This window comes from Enterococcus sp. DIV0970a (assembly GCF_051711265.1).
Taxonomy (GTDB): Bacteria; Bacillota; Bacilli; order Lactobacillales; family Enterococcaceae; genus Enterococcus_D; species Enterococcus_D casseliflavus.
Genome location: NZ_JBIOMF010000001.1, coordinates 961,539 through 982,050 on the forward strand (window position 1 = coordinate 961,539; position 20,512 = coordinate 982,050).

Below are 20,512 nucleotides of genomic sequence, written 5' to 3' on the forward strand. Positions count from 1 at the left end.
AGTAATAAATCAGCAGATTTTAGGAGAGCACAGACACATTAATTTAGCTATCGCTAATGGGTAATGTCGAACGTAGGAAAGCATTTTACTCCTCCTCAAAACGTAGTTACAAAGTAATTTCTAACTGGAATTCGGTGACTACTTCCTTGTAAAGTATAACCCACTATACTTTACAAGGTAAAGTGTGGGCTCTCCGAGGGGTCTTGCAGACGGCTCTGTCGGCTCTTTTGAGCCGAGTATCAGCGCACCCTTATGGTGCATTTAGCTGATACCTGTTTGACGTTTTGCTACTCTACCTTTTCGGTAGGTATGCAAACCTCAAACCAAAATAAAAACCCCCTTTGACTTTAGTCAGGGGGCTTTTATATTTAAGTGCATTTAATTTTGAAGATTACCCCCAAAATATAGACCAAAAACATCGACATTATTATTAATGGTTTGATGAAAACGAGTGATATTTTTGAACGTAAATTCATCACTATGATTTTCAAAGTATCTTCTTAACTGAATAATATTTTTTAAATCATTATCTGCAACAACAGTTAATAATTCATCTTTAAATTTACCAGTCATCTCTCAAAAATCTCCTAGCTATTTTTCTTCTTTAACCACATACCGTCAATCATCTTGTTGATTGCTAAAGTATTATTATTAATTGCCACGTCAAACCATTCATCTGATTTTTGAATACAAATCATTAAAAATTGTAATTATGATATTGATTTTTGGGATTCTTTTCCAGCTGGAATGGACGAGTTAGCGAAAATTTTTAGAATGGTTGTCATGGGTGAAGATACCGTAAAAGGAATTGCATTAACTATGGAAATATTGCGGATGCTGCGACTATAGCTAAAGAAGCCTTAGAGGCGTTCTGTGACTTACTACAAGAAGAAGGAAAAGGTTGCTTTAAAGATCCAGAAAAAATTGCCAAATCATTCAACGTGCATTTACCATGAGTTATCGTTTAGGTAGACTTGCACAAGAATCCATCAATGTCGTTCTAAGTGTTCTTGTACGTGAAATTCGTGCGCTTGAAAAGAACATCAAAGACTTGGAAAAGCAATCAAGCAATTATTTGTCGGCATTCGAGAATATCAATATTTGCCCGGTGTTCCAGGTATTGGAAAGGTGTACTCCACTTAATTAATCGTTGAAATCGGTCAAATTGAACGATTGGAAAATCAAATCAAAATTTCTGATATCGAAAAGACGATTCAGTTGATTGAATCGAAAATTGACGAACTAAAAAAAGGTGTGTGAGATAGCATGTCAAAGAAACGAATTCCGGTATTTTTAGACACGGAACATGAAGATGCTTTGAAAGAATTAAAAACCTATCTGCCCGTTGACGAGGATATTAAAGACAGTCCGATGATTCGATATGCGCTGCTTGAATTACTTAATCGGGTGAGAAAAGAAATAAATTTCGAAAAAAAAGTATTGGATTCTTTGTCATTATTAGAGATTATGACCAATGCAAAATTGGAGCAAGATCATACCAAAATACAAGAACTTTTTTCTTCTGATGTTTATCAAGAAGCAGTCACAATGAGTAAGAAAGTTGTTCGAAATAAGAACTATCGCTTCAAAAATAGGAAGGACGAATCAAAGAAAGAAGAAAAGAAAAAGGTCAAATCTGTTCAAGAAGATGTCAAAAAAGAACGTGATTTTAATGATATTGTTTCCCAATATTTACCAAAATAATTGAGGGTTGATGATGGCACCTAGGTGGTACTTTTTGTAAAAAGTGCCACCTAGGTGCCATCGGTAGTGGTATCTGGGTTTCACTAAAAAAGCCTCAATGATATCACTTTGAAATCTCTTAAAACCCAATAGGCACAGCCTATTTTCCACCTTCTAACTAGAAGGTGGGGGTATCTACCTTATGCTCTTTCCCTTTTTTGATCTAAAAGAAGCAATCGATTTACCAGTTCCTTCCCTTTTTTATCAATATTTTTTCCTAAACGCTGAGTATTAATTGTCGCTTTTCATTTTTATTTTAATATTCAAATTGAAGACAAGGAGTTCGGTTATTTGATTTATACAATTAGTGACATTCAAAAATTATGTACACCAATATTTTTAGAATGGGAAATAAAAAAAGCTTTTTTGTTTGGATCATACGCTCGAAACGAAGCAACAGAAACCAGTGATTTAGATATTTTAATCGACGGTGAAGGGTCTTTGCTCCACAATATATTTGATGTGATTCGGTTAAAAAGTAAATTAAGTAGCGCATTAAAAAAAGAGATCGACCTTATTACACTACGTGCAATCAACTCAGAAACAAACAAAAAAAGAAACCCACTTCTCAAAGAAAATATAGAAGCAGATTGTGTAATGATTTATGATTTTAAAACGAGCGACTCATTTAAAGTAAAGGGTTGAAGCGCAGATACCATTGATCAATTTTTACAAAACTTTTGATTAGCTAGAGAGAAAAAACTTTGCAAAATAGTTTACTTTCGTTATGATAAAAAAGAGAAATGGCGTACAGCGTCTGCACAGCAAACGCTGTAGGATTTTTGCGCTAGCAAAAAATCCTTGTAGCCTTTCTGGGCCACTTCAGCTTGCTGTGCGAGCTGAAGTGACCGTGACCCCCATTTACTAATAGGGGGGGTAGGAAACGACTTCCTACATGTAACGAGGTCAGAAAAACCTTAGTGCTGCAAGGGATTGAGCAATTTTAAAGTTGGTTACATTTTTGACCGATAAAAGTTGAGAATGTAACCAACTTTTTTAGACAGAAAATCGCAAATAGTTTCAATGTGAAAAAACGATCGGTACTGATTGCTGCATTTTGATTTTTTCCAAATTTCTTGCTATAATAAATGTGCGAAGCGATATTAAAGAACAAGCATGTTTACACCAAAAAGCCCTCCTACTGCGAATAGGAGGGCTTTTTTTGCGCTGTTGCGACTCCAGCGTTGGGGCCAGAAGGCAACTGCTTCGACTATCGGCTAATCGTCTAGCCAGCGATCAACTAGTAAGAGTACTAGACCCACGAATAGTGGAGCGATAATCAGCGATATTAAAGTTTCCAGCATATTTACACCCCCTCACGGGGCAGTTGCCATTAACGAGTATAACATGAACAATTCAAGTGATCAGTTGTTTCTTTATTTTCTATTGCCTTTATAATAATCCATAAAAAGAGGAGTTGATCTTGTGCACGGTGCAGAGGATTCTCGGCTAACCTATGAACTTTCCCGCTACTTTACCAATACAGAATGGGATCGAATCGAGCGAACCAAAAAAATTTATGAAAGGATCAAGAGTGAGGAAGAACTGAACCGACTCAGTAAATCCACAAAAATCCCTTTCGACCATTTACTGCTGATCATGCAAGGTGAGATCATAGCGGACGACTATACACTAAAATTACTAGAAGAAAACATGTAGTTTTCTTACTGCATGTTCCTCTACTTTGATTGCTGCATTCAATCGGTTTCGCTTGGCAAAGCGAATTCATGTATACTAAAAGAAAAACAAACGAGGTGGCACCCTTGTGACAACGGACAGATAACCAAAACAAATGTTGACAGTAAAAGAACTTGCTGAATTTTTTGGTATCAGCAGACAAGCTAGGTCGTCCCGATTTGCTTGAAGCGTTCGAAGTTCCTGACACAGCAGCTGCACGTATACTAAGACTAAAAACTGATAGACCAACATTAAGAAAAGAGAATATATTATAGAAAATATAACTTTAAGGTGGAATAGTTATGGGTAAATTCTTTTCAAAATATGATTATTTTTTATATTTTATTGTCGCTATTTTAAGTTTAATCGCATTTCTAGCAAGACATAGTACAATTTGGTTAGTGTTATTTTTCGGGTGGTTAAGTATTGGATTTACTCATGTTGCAAGAAAAAAGCACAAGTAGCAAAGTAAAAAAAAACTTGCAAAGATTTTTCTTTGCAAGTTTTTTTTTACTTTAATTGAGATCTTATCCATTCTATTGCAGAACTTTTGCTATTATTTGTTCGAACATCTGGATTAATAGGAACATTTTTATAAATTTTATTTGTTCTGTCTTTTACAAAAGCAGAAGTTATTTGTAATGTCGATCCATCGTATAAATAGACAGTTTGATTGGCAGAAGTGTAACCTGCTGAATCAGACCCAAAAAATTTAACATTAGGGATCCCCTTAAAGCACAAAGCGGTTAATTCGCCAGAACTCCCTGTATTACTGTCTATTAATATGGCAATCGGCACTTTTTTTATTTTTTTGTTATCACTTATTTTTATTGTTGAGATGTTACTGTTTAATTCGCCACTTTTAAGAGTTACAGGCTCTAAATCGTTGTTTTTATCTACATAACTAAATAATTTACCATCTGGTAATATGGCAGATAGACCTAATATCATAGGAGCCATATCTCCTCCTGTATTTCCACATAAATCAACAATTACGGACTTATAAATTTTCTTATGCAATGCCGTTTCTAAAATAGTAGTATACTCTTCGGCTTCTTTATCACTTCCAGTAAATGCAGGAATAGTTAATACTAAAATATCATTTTCGACTTCTGCCTTGGGTTTTACATATTCTTCAATACTTTTTTTTGACATATTTTCTTCATCTTCAATAAACGAATGCTTGCCTCCTGCAACTTTAATCGCCTTTTTTAAATTAGGGATTGTTTCTGCATAATCTTTAGCATTTGATGTTTCTTGTATCGTATTTTTTTTAGTTTCTACCCATTCTTTTGAGTCAGTGAACAGCCCAAGTTCGTCCATGTTATTTAGGGCAACTTGTACATACTTCTGAGGGGATGGTGGTACTAAATATATGTTTAATTTATACCCCCAAAAATAGATAATCCCTAAAAATAAAACACATATTGTCACTACAGCTAATAAAATACGCTTCACCATTTTCATACTAAGTATTCTCCATAAATGATTTTAATATTATTAAAACATAATTTGGATGGAAAACCATGGACCTTACGACCGATTAGTGATAAAAACTATTAGCGTTCATTTTTCTCTCTAATCTCTAAATAGTTGCTTATTATATTTTTTTCATATGCATTTTTGAAAAATATTTTCTAATTGATTAGAAAGGATCTTATTGAAATTCGTTTATTAGATCGGATTCCTGTATACTAAAAGAAAAACAAACGAGGTGACACCCTTGTGACAACGGATAGATAACCAAAACAAATGTTGACAGTAAAAGAACTTGCTGAACTTTTTGGTATCAGCAGACAAGCTATGAGGAAACATGCTGACAACCTAGAGCCAACATACCTTGCCAAAAACAGCCAAGGGTATAAGACAGTTCTGTGGTCGGGAGTGTTGCACCTTGCTGACAAGCTAGGACGTGCTGAGTTGCTTGAAGCGTTCGAACTTCCTGACGCAGCAAGCTCTGACAGTATAGAAACGAAGTTGTTTGCACAGTTGCAACAAAAGGACGCACAAATTGAGCAGCTGCAGTCGTTATTAGCCCAACAACAAAAACTTCTTGATCAGCAACAACAACTAACTTTGCAAGCGAACAAACAAATACTGCTTCTGACGTCGCAGGAACACTTCTCATAAGATTTAAACAAAGAATCCAACAATGATACCAAAAATTTTAAAACGTCTCAAAGTGGTTATGAGACCCCCTCAGAACATAAGGGGAAATTTACTCCTGAAAATGAAGTCGTGCGACTGAAACAAGAAAGACAGAAGAAGTGGTGGCACTTTTTCCGTGAAACCTAAGATAGCGTTGAAAGGATGAATTGTGTATGTCGTTTTCAGCTTATGTTGACAGCTATCCGATTACTGCGTATATCGTGGGGCACCTTGGTTTGTCGGTGAGTGATTTTTGTCGGCGGTATGAATTTGATCCCACGATCGTCAGCGGCTGGCAGACAGCGAATCGTTCCGTTTTCTCCTTGCCTGCTGACTTTGTGGAATGCCTGGCTATTACGTCCGACAAAACAGCGGATTAAGTCCGCTGCATTTTACGCTTGTTAGAAAAGCAACATTTCGCTTATCTTGCGACGAGTCCAGCTTGGAACATAACACCGTTCCAACTCGTCCCCCCGATTTCTTCAAAAAAGATCCAAAGAGAAGAAGCTTGATTTACCGACGTTTTAGGCTCTCAACATAGCTAGACCAATTGAAAATCACAAAGAACGCCCGTCAATCGTTGCCATTTTGAGAAACAAAGACGAAAAAAGACCTGGAAACTCCAGGTCTTTTTTGATATAAAATTCAGGTTCAAACGACAGCTGTGTGTATCACCTATCATGAAAAGAGGAATAATGTGCGATTATTTGATGTTCACCAATTTGAATTACCTGAAAAAGAGGTGATCGATTGGGAAAAAACCAAAGGAGAGATCGGATCGATGCTCTCTAGTTATCTTGTTTCAAGAGAAAGGATGGGATTGACGAGGATGCCGCCGATCCATTCAACGTATTCGCTCTTAGACCAAGATATACCAGAAATCAAACACTCCAGCTTTGTTCAAGAAAATCAGCAGTTCAAACAAGAGTTTCTTTATTTTCACCACTTGTTTTCTTTGGGTCTGACGGCTATTAGCCATCCATATAAACCAGAAATCACCGATCGGAGACGAAAGATCTTTTTGATGCGTTTTGTTTACGGATTATCAATCAATCACGTGAGTGATCGGATCCATTATCAGAAAAATGTGATCGTCGATGATTCTCAATCAGGCTTACTGCAGTTTGCGAACGCTTTGTCTATTTTGGCTTTAAAAGAACAAGAGATCTCTGCCTGATCCTGGTATTTTTTTCTATCGATCACTTCGGGTTGTGTCAGCAACACGGTTTCTGAAGGAGCGGTGGTGGTGGCTGGAGCGACTGAAGGAACAAGCATTTCACTCGGATTTAGATATAAAAAAAACGCTAAAAGCCTTGATAAATATAGGTTTTTAGCGTGAGTTATGGTATAATATGAGTACAGTAAAGTTTGTGACGGTGGCGCTTTTTTTGAAAGTGAGGTGGTGCATTATGAATGTACTATCGAAATCTGAAGAAAGGAGTGGCCTTTTGCAAGATGTGGATATAATCGGCATTTTGTTAGCAATAGCGCCTGTTTTGTTAGCCTTCATTGGTTTAATCGAAGCATGTGTGAAACTAGCAGATACGATTATAAACACGCGTTCTTCTAAGCGTAAAAGCAAGAAGAAACGAAAAAAGAATGCAAAAAAATAACCGTCAGCTTTAGCCAGAGGACGATTATTTTTTAACAATTAATTAAACTGGCCACCGTCTTAAACGGTGCTGTAGGGGAGTTGTTAGCGCAACTCCTCTTTACATAGTAAGTATAGCAAGATTTCAGTGAAATATCAACCTTTTGCTCTACAGACGTGCCTTGCACGTCTATTTTTTTTGCCCTCCTAAGTGGTGGAGGCGGCTGGAACGTGGAGGGCAAAAAAGATCGCTTTTCTTTCTTAAAAAAAGGCCTAAGTACCACCATTGTTCCGAAATTTAACAAACCATTTCCTCGGTATTCTTAATCCATCAGGTACTTGAAATGGTTCTGTTGCAAAGTTTTAAATCTACTATCAAATAAGGTAGAATAATAGAAAAAGATAGCAGGAGGAATGACGATGAATCATTTTAAAGGCAAGCAATTTCAGCAGGATGTGATTATTGTAGCCGTGGGCTACTATCTTCGTTATAACCTTAGCTATCGTGAAGTTCAAGAAATCTTATATGATCGTGGCATTAACGTTTCTCATACGACGATTTATCGTTGGGTGCAAGAATATGGCAAACTACTCTATCAAATTTGGAAAAAGAAAAATAAAAAATCCTTTTATTCATGGAAAATGGATGAAACGTACATCAAAATTAAAGGAAAATGGCATTATTTGTATCGAGCCATCGATGCAGATGGTTTAACCTTGGATATTTGGTTACGTAAAAAACGGGACACACAAGCAGCCTATGCTTTTCTTAAGCGGTTAGTGAAGCAGTTTGATGAACCGAAGGTTGTAGTCACAGATAAAGCCCCCTCTATTACAAGTGCCTTTAAGAAACTAAAAGAATACGGCTTTTATCAAGGGACAGAACATCGTACCATTAAATACCTGAATAATTTGATTGAACAAGACCATCGTCCAGTAAAGAGACGCAATAAATTCTATCGAAGTTTACGCACTGCCTCTACCACGATTAAAGGCATGGAAGCCATTCGAGGATTACATAAGAAAACCCGAAAAGAAGGCACTCTCTTCGGGTTTTCGGTCTGTACTGAAATCAAGGTATTATTGGGAATCCCAGCTTAAATCATAGATACCGTAAGGGATTTTATTCTTTATTTAAAACTTTGCAACAGAACCGCTTTTCTTAAGCGGTTAGTGAAGCAGTTTGATGAACCGAAGGTTGTAGTCACAGATAAAGCCCCCTCTATTACAAGTGCCTTTAAGAAACTAAAAGAATACGGCTTTTATCAAGGGACAGAACATCGTACCATTAAATACCTGAATAATTTGATTGAACAAGACCATCGTCCAGTAAAGAGACGCAATAAATTCTATCGAAGTTTACGCACTGCCTCTACCACGATTAAAGGCATGGAAGCCATTCGAGGATTATATAAGAAAACCCGAAAAGAAGGCACTCTCTTCGGGTTTTCGGTCTGTACTGAAATCAAGGTATTATTGGGAATCCCAGCTTAAATCATAGATACCGTAAGGGATTTTATTCTTTATTTAAAACTTTGCAACAGAACCAACTCTTGACAATAATTGTTTACTAGTGTAAACTCTATTTAACATTAATGTTTACGTGAGTAAACGAAAGGGGGAGAGAATATGAGTACTATAGCTGTAGACCTTCATATAACCGATGCTGAATGGGAAGTTATGCGTGTAGTCTGGGCGAATGGTCGAGTGACTAGTAAAGAAGTCATTTCTACATTGGGAGAGAAAATGGACTGGAAACAAGCGACAACCAAAACGCTCTTAGGTCGACTCGTGGAAAAAGGCGCACTGAATACAGAACAAGAAGGTAGAAAATATATTTATTCGGCAAATATCGAAGAGAAAGAAGCGGTAAGAAGTTTTACAAACGATATTTTCAACCGTATTTGTCGAAAGAGTGTCGGGAATGTAGTAGGGAGTATCATTGAAGATCATGTCTTAAGCTTCGATGATATCCAGCGACTAGAAGAAATATTAGAGATGAAAAAAGCTTTCGCAGTAGAAGAAGTGGATTGTCAGTGTACAGAAGGGCAATGCGATTGCCATTTACATCATCATGGAGAATAAGGAGCGAAAAAATTGGAGAATAAATCGTTTGCCATAGAAGGTATGACCTGTGCGTCTTGTGCGCAGACAGTAGAAAAAGCGGCAAAAAAAGTACGTGGGGTCACACAGGCTTCCGTGAACCTAGCAACAGAAAAGTTGAGTATAGAATACAATGAAACAACTTTTTCGGTAGAAAATCTACAAAAAGCGGTGGATAATTCAGGGTATGAACTGATTGCCCAAGAAGGAACGACGCAAACCTTTGCAATTGAAGGGATGACCTGCGCATCCTGTGCACAGACAATTGAAAAAGCTGTCGGAAAGTTGTCGGGCGTAGATAAAGCTTCAGTCAATTTAGCGACAGAAAAAATGCAAGTTTCTTATAACCCGTCAGCAATTTCAGTATCTGATGTGACTGGTGCTGTATCCAATAGTGGTTATGCAGCCGTATTAGAAACAACTGAGACTCAAGATAATTCACGAGCAGAGAAGCGTGAGAAAAAAGAAAAAAGAATGAAGCAACTTTCAAATCGTTTTGGGATATCCATTATATTTACAATCCCTTTACTAATTATATCCATGGGTCATATGGTAGGTATGCCTCTACCAAATATCGTTGACCCAATGATAAATGCATTTAATTTTTCTCTTTTACAACTTATTCTGACTTTGCCGATAATGGTAGTAAGCTGGGAATATTTCCAGAAGGGATTCAAAACCTTATTTAAAGGTCACCCAAATATGGATTCCCTGATTGCCCTTGGTACCGCGGCCGCTTTTGTATACAGTCTGGCAGCGACGATCGGAGCTGGCTTAGGTTACGGCAACTTTTCCGATTTACTTTACTATGAAGTGACTGGAGTTATCTTAACTCTTCATACGTTAGGGTTATTTTTAGAAGAGCGATCAAAGGGGCAAATGTCCTCAGCGATTGAAAAATTAGTCAACTTGGTTCCTAAAACAGCTCGAGTGATACGTAATGGTGTGGAACAAGAGATTACTGTGGACGAAGTCGCTTTAGGAGATGTTATTCGAGTTCGTCCGGGAGAAAATATGCCTGTAGATGGTGTTGTTGTTGAGGGACGCACTTCAGTCGATGAATCAATGCTGACAGGAGAAAGTATCCCCGTGGAAAAGGAAAGTGGAGACGAGGTTATTGGGGCTAGTATCAATAAAAATGGTTCCATTGATTACCGCGCGACTCGAGTGGGAAGTGATACAACTCTATCTCAAATCATAAAATTAGTAGAAGATGCTCAAGGGTCTAAAGCCCCCATTGCTCGAATGGCCGATATCATTACCAGATATTTCGTACCGATTGTTATAGCATTAGCCGTTTTAGCAGGGATTGCTTGGTTAATTGCAGGTCAATCTGGAATATTTGCTTTATCCGTTATCATAACAACCCTTGTCATTGCTTGTCCATGTGCCTTAGGTTTGGCGACTCCAACAAGTATTATGGTTGGAACCGGAAAAGGGGCAGAACATGGTGTCTTGATAAAGAGTGGTGAGGCGTTAGAAACCACTCATAATTTAGACACGATTGTATTTGATAAAACAGGGACACTGACAGAAGGTAAACCTATCGTGACGGATATTTTGGTAACTCCTCTTATTACTAAAGAAAATCTTTTATATTATGCAGCTTCCGGTGAAACAGGTTCTGAACACCCATTAGGCGAAGCCATCGTACAGAAATCAAAAGAAGAGAACATGACATTAGCTAAACCAGATCATTTTGAAGCGATTCCTGGACACGGGATTCGAATTGAAATTGAGGGCAAAGATATGTACATTGGAAACCGTAAACTGATGCTAGAGCAAAAGATTGATTTATCAAGTGTGGAAAAAGAATCCGATCGTTTAGCAGACGAAGGAAAAACACCGATGTATCTCTCTGTTGATGGAGAACTAGCTGGAATTATCGCAGTAGCTGACACACTCAAGGAAAATAGTATGAAGGCTGTTAAAGAACTTAGAAGACGCGGTGTTGAAGTAATCATGATTACTGGAGATAACAAACGAACAGCCAAAGCGATTGCTAAGCAAGTGGGTATAGACAGTGTATTAAGTGAAGTATTACCTGAAGATAAAGCAGAGGAAGTCAAAAAACTACAAGAGGCAGGCAAGAAGGTAGCGATGGTTGGAGACGGCATTAACGATGCACCCGCATTAGCTCAAGCAGATGTCGGAATTGCAGTTGGATCAGGTACAGACGTGGCGATTGAATCGGCTGATATTGTCCTTATGCGTAATGATTTAACCGCTGTATTGACTGCGATTGATTTAAGTCATGCAACGCTACGAAACATTAAACAAAACTTGTTCTGGGCTTTTGCTTACAACCTTGTAGGTATTCCAGTTGCGATGGGTCTCTTGCATATTTTTGGCGGACCATTGATGAATCCAATGTTTGCGGCAGTCGCCATGAGTTTCAGCTCCGTATCGGTCTTGCTCAATGCTTTACGGTTAAGACGATTCAAACCAGCAGTTGTTTAGAAAACACGTAGCTTATTTGGGATTTAAACTTCTTCCTATTCTATATAATAGGAGAAGATAAAAAAAAAAAGGGGAATAAAATAATGAAAAAAGAAGTCTTATTAGATGGCGTAAAATGTGCAGGTTGTGCGAACACGGTACAAGAAAGATTTTCAGCTATTGAAGGGGTTGAATCTGTAGAGGTTGATTTAGCGACTAAAAAAGCAGTACTTGAAAGTCAAACAGAGATTGATACCGAAACGCTCAATGCTGCTTTAGCAGAAACTAACTATTCAGTATTAAGTGCATAAAGTACAAATACCATTTATTCATAGATAGTAGATAGAGATAAAGTATAGAACCCTTTTCATGAGAATTATATGCAGTGTTAGATGAGAAAGTTCTAAAACTTTAAAATTATTCTCTAATATAATAAGGAGGAATTAAAAATGAGTAATAACAAAAAACATTCGTCACATAGTCATCATAATCACGGCGACATGGATCACAGCAAGATGGACCATAGTCAGATGGATCACAGCAAGATGGACCATAGTCAGATGGATCACAGCAAGATGAATCACAGTGAAATGGATCATGGCGCAATGGGAGGGCATGCCCACCACCATCACGGTAGCTTTAAGGAGATTTTCTTGAAGTCACTCCCATTAGGAATTGCAATCTTACTCATTACTCCTATGATGGATATTCAGTTGCCTTTCCAAATTATTTTTCCTTATGCAGACGTTGTAGCGGCTGTATTGGCAACAATTCTATACATTTATGGCGGAAAACCATTCTACATGGGTGCGAAAGATGAGTTTAATTCAAAAGCTCCAGGCATGATGTCCTTGATTACTTTGGGAATAACGGTTTCTTATGCCTATAGTGTTTACGCAGTGGCCGCTCGATATGTGACCGGAGAACATGTCATGGACTTCTTCTTTGAGTTTACAACGTTAATTTTAATCATGTTATTAGGACACTGGATTGAAATGAAGGCATTGGGTGAAGCAGGGGACGCGCAAAAAGCATTGGCTGAGTTGGTGCCGAAAGATGCTCATGTTGTTTTAGAAGACGATTCGATTGAGACTCGTCCTGTGTCTGAACTTCAGATTGGAGATGTTATCCGTGTTCAAGCAGGAGAAAATGTTCCAGCTGATGGTATCATTATTCGCGGAGAATCACGTGTAAACGAAGCGCTTGTGACTGGGGAATCGAAACCAATTGAAAAAAATCCCGGAGATGAGGTCATCGGTGGATCAACCAATGGTGGCGGAGTCCTCTATGTGGAAATAAAGCAGACGGGCGATAAGTCCTTCATTTCTCAGGTTCAGGCATTAATCAGTCAAGCTCAAGGCCAATCTTCTCGAGCAGAAAATCTTGCACAAAAAGTTGCAGGATGGCTCTTTTATATTGCGGTTATTGTAGCGCTTATTGCCCTTGTCATATGGATGGTTATAGCTGATGTACCAACGGCAGTTATTTTTACAGTCACCACATTAGTTATTGCTTGTCCGCATGCCCTGGGTCTGGCTATTCCATTGGTGACTGCTCGTAGTACCAGCTTAGGGGCCAGTCGGGGATTATTAGTGAAAGACCGGGACGCTTTGGAGTTGACTACAAAAGCAGATGTTATAGTTTTAGATAAAACGGGAACTTTAACAACTGGTGAGTTTAAAGTATTAGATGTTGAACTCTTTAATGATAAATATACGAAAGATGAAATCGTTGCCTTATTGTCAGGTATCGAAGGTGGATCTAGTCACCCTATCGCTCAGTCAATTATTAGTTACGCAGAACAGCAAGGGATACGTCCAGTAAGTTTTGATTCGATTGATGTTATTTCTGGCGCTGGTGTAGAAGGTCAAGCTAACGGACATCGTTATCAATTAATCAGTCAAAAATCATATGGACGTAATCTGGATATGGATATTCCAAAAGGAGCAACCCTCAGTGTCTTAGTAGAAAACGACCAAGCAATCGGTGCTGTAGCTTTAGGGGATGAATTAAAACCGACAAGTAAAGACTTAATACAAGCCCTTAAAAAGAACAAGATTCAGCCGATTATGGCAACGGGTGACAATGAAAAAGCGGCTCAAGGAGCTGCAGAAATTTTAGGTATTGATTATCTAGCTAATCAATCTCCTCAAGACAAATATGAATTAATTGAAAAACTTAAAGCAGAAGGAAAGAAAGTTATCATGGTCGGTGACGGGGTCAACGATGCACCTTCTCTTGCATTAGCAGACGTTGGTATAGCTGTTGGTGCCGGAACTCAAGTAGCATTGGATTCAGCCGATGTCATCTTGACACAGTCAGACCCTGGCGACATTGAATCCTTTATCGAGTTGGCTCAGAAGACCACACGTAAGATGAAAGAAAATCTTGTTTGGGGAGCAGGGTATAACTTTATCGCGATCCCAATAGCTGCAGGAATACTAGCACCAATTGGCATAACATTAACTCCAGCAGTCGGTGCCGTCTTGATGTCACTTTCGACTGTAATTGTTGCCATCAATGCTATGACATTGAAATTAGAGCCAAAATAAACAGTTATTTGGCACATGAAATAATTGAATGACCTTATCGTGTAAAAATACAATAGTTTCACAGGAAAGGAAGAGATGAAATAATTTAAAAAATCATCTCTTCCTTTTTTAGTTTATAAGGAGGAAAAATTATGAGGCTGGTCCTTTTAGGGTTACCTGGTGCTGGGAAAGGCACCCAAGCTAAAAGAATCGCAGAGGAGTACCACCTGACGGCTATTTCAACTGGTGAAATGTTACGAGAAGCAACCAAGGAGAAAGATACATTCGGACTCAGAGTGCAAGAATATATGAATAAAGGAGAGCTAGTTCCAGATGAGTGGATAATCTCATTGGTTAAGAGTCGCTTACAAGCAAAAGATGTTGAAAATGGCTTTGTTCTAGATGGTTACCCACGTACCCTTCAGCAATAAGCCAGGTATTGCTTTGTTGCAAGCTTTGAATTATATGTTTTCTGGTATAATGGCTGGCTATTTTTTAAATGTTATTTGGCTGGATGCTTTTTTCTTTTACCATTCATTATTGACGAGATCCACTTTTTCATTGAAAAGAACATTCTGCTGAAGCGGTACATTGTGTGAATTTTTCTGTTGATTGTTTCGAATTTTTATATTGCATATATGGTTACTTTTTTTCAGTTCTATTCTTTTTTGCTGTGGGGTATCGAAGGCATCTTCGAATTGCGGAATTTAGTCGAATGCTGCTAAAACTTACTGTTTATGCACTATTAGCGTTATTAATGACGGCTGCACTTATTCTCCCCACATTGTTCTACTTGACGTAAGGGATTCGAAACACTGTTCAAACGATAGAATCAACTTTTTTTACTAAATTCTTAGCAAAGATTTTTAACGGAGTTTATTTTAATCGAACCTTTGTTAATACAACAAAATCAGTTTATCCGCATATATATAGTGACATACAATCACTTGTAGTGGTACCGACTTTCTTTCTCTCAAAGCAGATTACTCGTCGAGAATGTTTAATCTATGGCATGCGTTTCTTTTTAGTTTCCTATGTATCTATTTAATGGCACGGGCTCTAGACTTAGGTTTATGGGAAATGAAGAAAATACTAATCAGCTGAATTTTTTTGGTCAGTGATTCTAGGTTATTTGCTAGTAGTGTAGGAAATAAATTTTGCTTTATGGTTTTGGAATCAATTATTAATATTGCTACTTGCGGTCATTACGAGGATATTCCTTAGGAAAATCACAGTCTGAATCTTCCCTAGAAACTATAGAATGACAAGGGGGAGATGAGCAAATTCCTAATTGATTAAATAGGGTGCGTTACTAGTTAGCTCCATAGTAAGATTTTTTCAAAATTTTCTTGAGGTTGGATCAAAAAGGGCTCTTTTCAATTAGATTAAAGACACTCATAAAAAATAGGGAAACGAACTTATAATCGCGTTCGTTTCCCTATTTAATTTATTATGACCATAAAACAATTTGAATTTAGAAAGCACCTTCTTTCTTTGATAAAAAGTACTACTCGTAATCTGTCAGGACTGATAAGACTTTTTATATTAGCTAAATAAAGATTGGATATATTGATTAGCATTCTTAAATTCAACTGTATCGATCAGTGTGCCTTGTACAATCAATCTCGTTACAGCTTCCAAATCCCCGCATGTAACAAGAGTGATCATTTCTTTATTAGGAATATCATCAATGACTTCTACTTTTGATGGATCCACTTTTTCTTTCAAAGACACTTGGTAAATATAAATATTCTTTAAGTCTGTTACATATATTTTTTCTTTTAGAGAAATAAACTCTAATGGAGAAAATAATATAGTTTTATCTTTAGCACTATGGCTTGCTAAAGCATAATTTCGTTCTCCCATCTGCTGATTTGATTTCATTGTACCAGCCCCAGAAAGTAGTGAAATATTGTCTAAGCCTTTGTATATGGGTAAAGATAATTTTACATCGGGTATAGCGATACCACCTATTATAGGTAAATCACTGTTTTTAAATTGTGCTTTTAATACTAACTCATTTGAAATAGATTCAACAGAATCAAAGTCAAAGTTTCCTTTCCTTTTCAGATTGTCTTCCAAATCTTTCTTTGAATAATTTGCTATGTCATATTGTTGAACTTGTTTATTCAGTAAGTAAGATCGAATTTGAAAATTAAATATTAAAACTAAGCCTATAAGAAAAATGGTAATTAAAAGTAAATTTAAAAAAATACGCTTGATTCTTTTTATCATTTTTAGATTCCTAGAAATGGAGCAGGATCTACGAATCCAGACCAATTTGAGCTAGTCGCTATTCCAAAATGTAAATGAACTCCAGTTGAATTTCCTGTAGTCCCCATGGTGCCAATGGTCTGGCCAGCACTCACTGATTGGCCCAGTGTAGCAATAAAATTACTTAGGTGAAGGTAATATGAGTAGTAGCCATCTCCGTGATCAATAATAATGTAATTACCTGCGGATCCATCAAAGGATGCCTGCACTACAGTTCCTGATCTAGATGCCATGATAGGCGTTGACGAAGTTCCACCCATATCTATACCATCGTGAAAAGATCCAGAGAATCCAGTAGGATCAGATCTTCCGCCAAATGGACTTGTGACAATAATGTTGGCTACGGGTGCGCCCCAACCAGAAGAACTAGGGCTTTGAACCTGATTATTATTGGAAGAATTATTGTTGTCTTGGTACTCATCTTGATTAACTGAGTTAGATTCTTTATCCGAAGTTTCATTTGTGATCTGTTTTTCTTCCTGCGTATCAGTATTTCCTTGATCTGTTCCTATGTCTTCGTTACCATCTATTTGTGATACTTCGTTTTTCTGATCTTTTATAATAGATGCAGATTCTTCCTCTTGAGCTTTTAAAATAGCCGCAGCTTCTGCTTCTTTTTTCTTTTCCTCTGCTAGGGCTTTAAGTTCCTCTTCCCTTCTTTTTTCTGCTTCTTGTTTTTGATTTTCAAATTTTTCTTTCTCGGATTGCTCTGTCGCCAAAGAAGCGGATATCTCATTAATTTTTATACTTTGATTCAATTTAGCTTCTATAAGATTTTTTTCTTTCTCTTCGAGAGAGCGAGTTTCCTTTTCCGCATCTATAACTTTTTTCTCAGCTTCTTTTTTTAATTCATCTAAACTTTCTTTATCATCTATCTGAGCCTGCATAATCTCATTACTAGCAGAAATAAGCTTAGTCATACCAAAGGCTGCTGTGACTGCATCTGATAATGATTCAGCGTTTACCATGACAGATATTATAGAGTCACTTTTTTGATTTACTTGTGCATTCCGAGCTTGTTCTTCGATAAGTTTATTTCTAAGGTGTATTTTTTTCTCAAGAGTAGTAATTTTTTGATTAATTTCGGTAAGTTTTTTCTCAGATGTGTTTTTTTCCTTTAGCACTTTTTGATATTCATTTTCTAGCTGAGTTATTTTGTTATCTAAATCAGTAAGATAAATTTTAGCTGATTTTTGATCTTTCACAATCGTTTCAATTTTATCATTTTTTTCTTTAATTTTTTCCTCAATAGTCTGCGCTTTAACTAATATACTATTACTAAAAAATAGCGAAAACACAATGACCGAGGTAGATATAATTATTTTTTTCAAATTGATTTTTCACTTCCCTTATTTTTAATTGTGAAGAAATATTTTACAAATATTCTCCTCTCTATTTTTATGTGTATTACAGGTTCTATTAGGAACTGAAATTGGAATTACTATACAAAAAGTAATAGGATCCATATGCTACATTTCAATTTAATAGACAGATTTAAAATAACTAAAACTTATGGAGATTTTGTGGAGTAGAAACATATCTACATAAAATTCACACAACTGTAAAGTATGATATCAAAAGTTAATATAGGAGAACGAATTTAGTGGATAAAATATTGAGACTTACGAAACCTTGGGACTATCTCATTATTATTGGAGTCATTATGGCATCATTTTTACCATATTTACTATTTGATACTAATAAAAATGAAAATAATAGAGAAAGTAAAGATGTAATTGCAGTTGTTAAAATAGATGGAGAAGTCGTAGACAAATTTAACTTATCACAAGTTAGTGAGTCTTTAGAAAAAACATATTATCCTCAAAAAGGGAAATACAATATTATTGAAGTAGCTCCAGGGAAAATTAGGGTAAAAGAAGATAATAGTCCTGATCAAATTGCTGTTCGTACAGGCTGGATTAGTAGACCAGGGGAAATGAGTATATGTTTACCTCATAAATTGATTGTTGAAATTTTAGGAATAGAAGAGAATCCATTAATTTATTAGTATGACTAATAAATAATACAAATCCTACATTTACATTGATTACAGAATGGAGCCGAACTAGACTTTTAATAAGAAAAGTCATAGATATCAGGCCAAAGTAACTACTATCGTTATAATTGATTATATTAGGAATGTTGCATGTAGCACGTTTTATTAGAGATGACTAGGTTATAAAAATATTAATAATTGATATTAATAGGGATGGTGGTTATCATTACAGTGGATAATACTTATTTAACAGATGTGTTTAATCAATATAAATTACGCGAAAATTTACTGTATCAAACTTGGTTTATCAAAAGTGAAAAACGTTTGAAAGCGTTTAAAAAAGTTAGGAAATACGTACAAGTACTTATCAAACATGTCAATAACGGAACGTTCCCAACAGATTTTAAAAATTCAGCCCTAGAGGACATAATGAATGTAATTGCAGAACAAACAGAAATTTTTAAAGGAGCCAAGCATGCATTTATGTGGAAACCTAAATTGAGAATTCCGGATATTTATGAAAATAGGGAAAATCAGTTAGCTTTTTCACTTTGTCTTGATCAAATTCTTAAAGCTAATCAAGAAATTAAAATGTTATTTGCTATAAATATTCTAGCAGAAAAGAAAATCAGAGGGCTTGGTCCAGCTGTCGCAAACATTTTATATTTTCTAGAACCTACCATTTTCCCTCCTTTTAACACAGCTATTGTAAATGGATATAATTATCTTACGGGCTCGAAAATTCGCTTAGGTAAATGGGAGGACTATTTTAAACTCCGTGATGGTATGATTGAACTCAACTGCTTAGGAGGACTTTTTTCGAAAGATTTGGGTGCTATCTCAGCTTTTTTATTTGATATTGGGAAACTAAATTATATTGTTCGCGAAAATGAAGAAGAGTATGTCAGAATTTCAGAAAGTAACACACAGAAATTAATAAAACAGAAGTTGGAAAAAGAGGATGGCAAAAATGTGCACCAAAAAATCCAATATATCTTAGCTACTTTAGGTAATGAGATAGGTTATCATGCTTGGATTGCCTCAAACGATCATAATAGAATTGTAGATGGGAATCGCTTAGGAGATGTGTCTATACCTCTATTACCAGAAACAATCTATCAATTACCAAATCCGTTAAGTAGGACGATTGGTTTGATTGATGTTATTTGGTTTTCAAAAAATGGGGAACCGATATGTGCTTTTGAGGTTGAAAAATCGACGTCAATAATTTCTGGGATGAATCGAATGGATGATTTGTATTCGATTCATCAAGAAAATTTGATGATGTATATTGTCTCACCAGATCAACGTGAAGAGGAGATACGAGCACAATTTAATAGACCACATTATATGCGTAATCAAAATTTGCATGATCACTTACGATACATTCTATTTACAGATTTAGAGAAACATGCTAATTTTATGAAGAAATTTGGCAAAGATTTTACAATTTTAGCCCCGATATCTCATTATCCAAGTGGTGAACTAGTTCGGTAGTTATTCTGGACAAAGAAGTTGAAATTAATACGGTTAATTGTAGTATAAATAAGCATTTGGGCAGAATTGGAAATCAATCTTCCCTTTTTTTACGAGTAGCTTCCACATTTATAATGGCGCTCATTGCTATTGAATGTCTTAGCAACGTCTAGAAGAAAATCATCATATTAATGCTGCCCATGCTTCCATTTTAGTAACTTTTCGTTGAAGAAAATTGCGGATAGAGTGAATACTATCTATTCATAACCTAGAAATGTTATCTAAAAAGGTATTTTCCTTATATTCATCGAAGATAATGGTTTTATTTGCACTTAAAAAAGAAACAATAAATCTTACTTCTAGAATCCCCTGGTGTATGGACTACCCCATACACCAGGGAATGTTATGTACTCTTGGTGGAATGCAACGAGTGGATGGAATGATGAGGATCATTTTCTTTGGTGTCAGAAATACATAAAGAAAGATTATAAACCACGCATGCCTTATTCGTTTTATAAAGAGTAAAGTTAGACT

At 36.4% G+C, this 20,512-nt stretch carries 20 protein-coding genes and 2 pseudogenes; 17 read left to right on the top strand and 5 right to left on the bottom strand.

What is annotated here, in order from left to right:
* Nucleotides 1–378: 378 nt before the first annotated feature.
* A complete protein-coding gene (locus IGK14_RS04530; RefSeq protein WP_154694254.1) occupies nucleotides 379–573 on the bottom strand; it encodes a hypothetical protein in 195 nt (64 codons plus the stop codon).
* A gap of 272 nt (nucleotides 574–845) precedes the next feature.
* Between IGK14_RS04530 and IGK14_RS04535 the strand changes: the two are divergent.
* The 3 genes and pseudogenes from IGK14_RS04535 to IGK14_RS04545 form a co-directional block, all read left to right on the top strand.
* Nucleotides 846–1,140 (top strand): annotated as a pseudogene (locus IGK14_RS04535) (IS110 family transposase); the annotation flags it as partial.
* Nucleotides 1,141–1,266: 126 nt separating this feature from the next.
* Nucleotides 1,267–1,704: a hypothetical protein gene (locus tag IGK14_RS04540; RefSeq protein ID WP_170924071.1), complete on the top strand. Its 438-nt coding sequence runs from the start codon at nucleotides 1,267–1,269 to the stop codon at nucleotides 1,702–1,704.
* Between the two features lie 330 nt (nucleotides 1,705–2,034).
* Nucleotides 2,035–2,388, top strand: a complete 354-nt coding sequence (locus IGK14_RS04545; RefSeq protein ID WP_081132265.1) for a nucleotidyltransferase family protein — start codon at nucleotides 2,035–2,037, stop codon at nucleotides 2,386–2,388.
* Between the two features lie 572 nt (nucleotides 2,389–2,960).
* Here IGK14_RS04545 and IGK14_RS04550 read toward each other — a convergent pair.
* Complete coding sequence (locus tag IGK14_RS04550; protein ID WP_115224856.1) at nucleotides 2,961–3,047, bottom strand: type I toxin-antitoxin system Fst family toxin; 87 nt, start codon at nucleotides 3,045–3,047, stop codon at nucleotides 2,961–2,963.
* 121 nt (nucleotides 3,048–3,168) lie between these two features.
* Between IGK14_RS04550 and IGK14_RS04555 the strand changes: the two genes are divergently transcribed.
* Nucleotides 3,169–3,402, top strand: a complete 234-nt coding sequence (locus IGK14_RS04555; protein ID WP_154694255.1) for a hypothetical protein — start codon at nucleotides 3,169–3,171, stop codon at nucleotides 3,400–3,402.
* 528 nt (nucleotides 3,403–3,930) lie between these two features.
* Here the strand turns inward: IGK14_RS04555 and IGK14_RS04560 are convergent.
* A complete protein-coding gene (locus IGK14_RS04560; protein WP_002337562.1) occupies nucleotides 3,931–4,887 on the bottom strand; it encodes a S41 family peptidase in 957 nt (318 codons plus the stop codon).
* A 285-nt stretch (nucleotides 4,888–5,172) separates the two neighbouring features.
* Between IGK14_RS04560 and IGK14_RS04565 the strand changes: the two genes are divergently transcribed.
* From IGK14_RS04565 to IGK14_RS04615, 11 genes and pseudogenes are all read left to right on the top strand, one after another.
* Nucleotides 5,173–5,550 carry a hypothetical protein gene (locus IGK14_RS04565; RefSeq protein WP_002337563.1) on the top strand — a complete coding sequence of 126 codons (378 nt, stop codon included), beginning with the start codon at nucleotides 5,173–5,175 and terminating at the stop codon, nucleotides 5,548–5,550.
* 191 nt (nucleotides 5,551–5,741) lie between these two features.
* Nucleotides 5,742–5,948 carry a hypothetical protein gene (locus IGK14_RS04570; RefSeq protein ID WP_228074226.1) on the top strand — a complete coding sequence of 69 codons (207 nt, stop codon included), beginning with the start codon at nucleotides 5,742–5,744 and terminating at the stop codon, nucleotides 5,946–5,948.
* A gap of 317 nt (nucleotides 5,949–6,265) precedes the next feature.
* Nucleotides 6,266–6,745: a phage transcriptional regulator, ArpU family gene (locus IGK14_RS04575; protein WP_016612331.1), complete on the top strand. Its 480-nt coding sequence runs from the start codon at nucleotides 6,266–6,268 to the stop codon at nucleotides 6,743–6,745.
* A 232-nt stretch (nucleotides 6,746–6,977) separates the two neighbouring features.
* Nucleotides 6,978–7,181 carry a hypothetical protein gene (locus tag IGK14_RS04580; RefSeq protein ID WP_438711682.1) on the top strand — a complete coding sequence of 68 codons (204 nt, stop codon included), beginning with the start codon at nucleotides 6,978–6,980 and terminating at the stop codon, nucleotides 7,179–7,181.
* 398 nt (nucleotides 7,182–7,579) lie between these two features.
* Nucleotides 7,580–8,260 (top strand): IS6-like element IS1216 family transposase, encoded by a 681-nt coding sequence (locus IGK14_RS04585; protein ID WP_195907752.1) that lies wholly within the window; start codon nucleotides 7,580–7,582, stop codon nucleotides 8,258–8,260.
* Nucleotides 8,261–8,314: 54 nt separating this feature from the next.
* Nucleotides 8,315–8,653: pseudogene (locus IGK14_RS04590) on the top strand (IS6-like element IS1216 family transposase); the annotation flags it as partial.
* 135 nt (nucleotides 8,654–8,788) lie between these two features.
* Entirely contained in the window at nucleotides 8,789–9,244 is a 456-nt protein-coding gene (tcrY, locus tag IGK14_RS04595) for a copper-responsive transcriptional repressor TcrY (RefSeq protein ID WP_002337544.1), read from the top strand.
* Between the two features lie 12 nt (nucleotides 9,245–9,256).
* Nucleotides 9,257–11,722, top strand: a complete 2,466-nt coding sequence (locus IGK14_RS04600; protein WP_438711685.1) for a heavy metal translocating P-type ATPase — start codon at nucleotides 9,257–9,259, stop codon at nucleotides 11,720–11,722.
* A gap of 83 nt (nucleotides 11,723–11,805) precedes the next feature.
* Entirely contained in the window at nucleotides 11,806–12,012 is a 207-nt protein-coding gene (tcrZ, locus tag IGK14_RS04605; protein WP_002294571.1) for a copper chaperone TcrZ, read from the top strand.
* 138 nt (nucleotides 12,013–12,150) lie between these two features.
* Entirely contained in the window at nucleotides 12,151–14,253 is a 2,103-nt protein-coding gene (gene tcrB / locus IGK14_RS04610) for a copper-translocating P-type ATPase TcrB (protein ID WP_086294040.1), read from the top strand.
* A 131-nt stretch (nucleotides 14,254–14,384) separates the two neighbouring features.
* Complete coding sequence (locus tag IGK14_RS04615; protein WP_002337547.1) at nucleotides 14,385–14,663, top strand: adenylate kinase family protein; 279 nt, start codon at nucleotides 14,385–14,387, stop codon at nucleotides 14,661–14,663.
* A 1,114-nt stretch (nucleotides 14,664–15,777) separates the two neighbouring features.
* On the opposite strand, the gene IGK14_RS04620 is transcribed toward IGK14_RS04615, so the two are convergent.
* Both IGK14_RS04620 and IGK14_RS04625 read right to left on the bottom strand, forming a co-directional pair.
* On the bottom strand, nucleotides 15,778–16,467 hold the full coding sequence (locus tag IGK14_RS04620; protein WP_002337548.1) for a class A sortase: 690 nt from the start codon (nucleotides 16,465–16,467) through the stop codon (nucleotides 15,778–15,780).
* A gap of 2 nt (nucleotides 16,468–16,469) precedes the next feature.
* Nucleotides 16,470–17,837 (bottom strand): peptidoglycan DD-metalloendopeptidase family protein, encoded by a 1,368-nt coding sequence (locus IGK14_RS04625; RefSeq protein WP_002337549.1) that lies wholly within the window; start codon nucleotides 17,835–17,837, stop codon nucleotides 16,470–16,472.
* A 272-nt stretch (nucleotides 17,838–18,109) separates the two neighbouring features.
* On the opposite strand from IGK14_RS04625, the gene IGK14_RS04630 reads away from it, so the two are divergent.
* Complete coding sequence (locus IGK14_RS04630; RefSeq protein ID WP_002337550.1) at nucleotides 18,110–18,514, top strand: NusG domain II-containing protein; 405 nt, start codon at nucleotides 18,110–18,112, stop codon at nucleotides 18,512–18,514.
* Between the two features lie 201 nt (nucleotides 18,515–18,715).
* A complete protein-coding gene (locus IGK14_RS04635; RefSeq protein ID WP_005237611.1) occupies nucleotides 18,716–19,999 on the top strand; it encodes a hypothetical protein in 1,284 nt (427 codons plus the stop codon).
* Nucleotides 20,000–20,512: the final 513 nt, after the last annotated feature.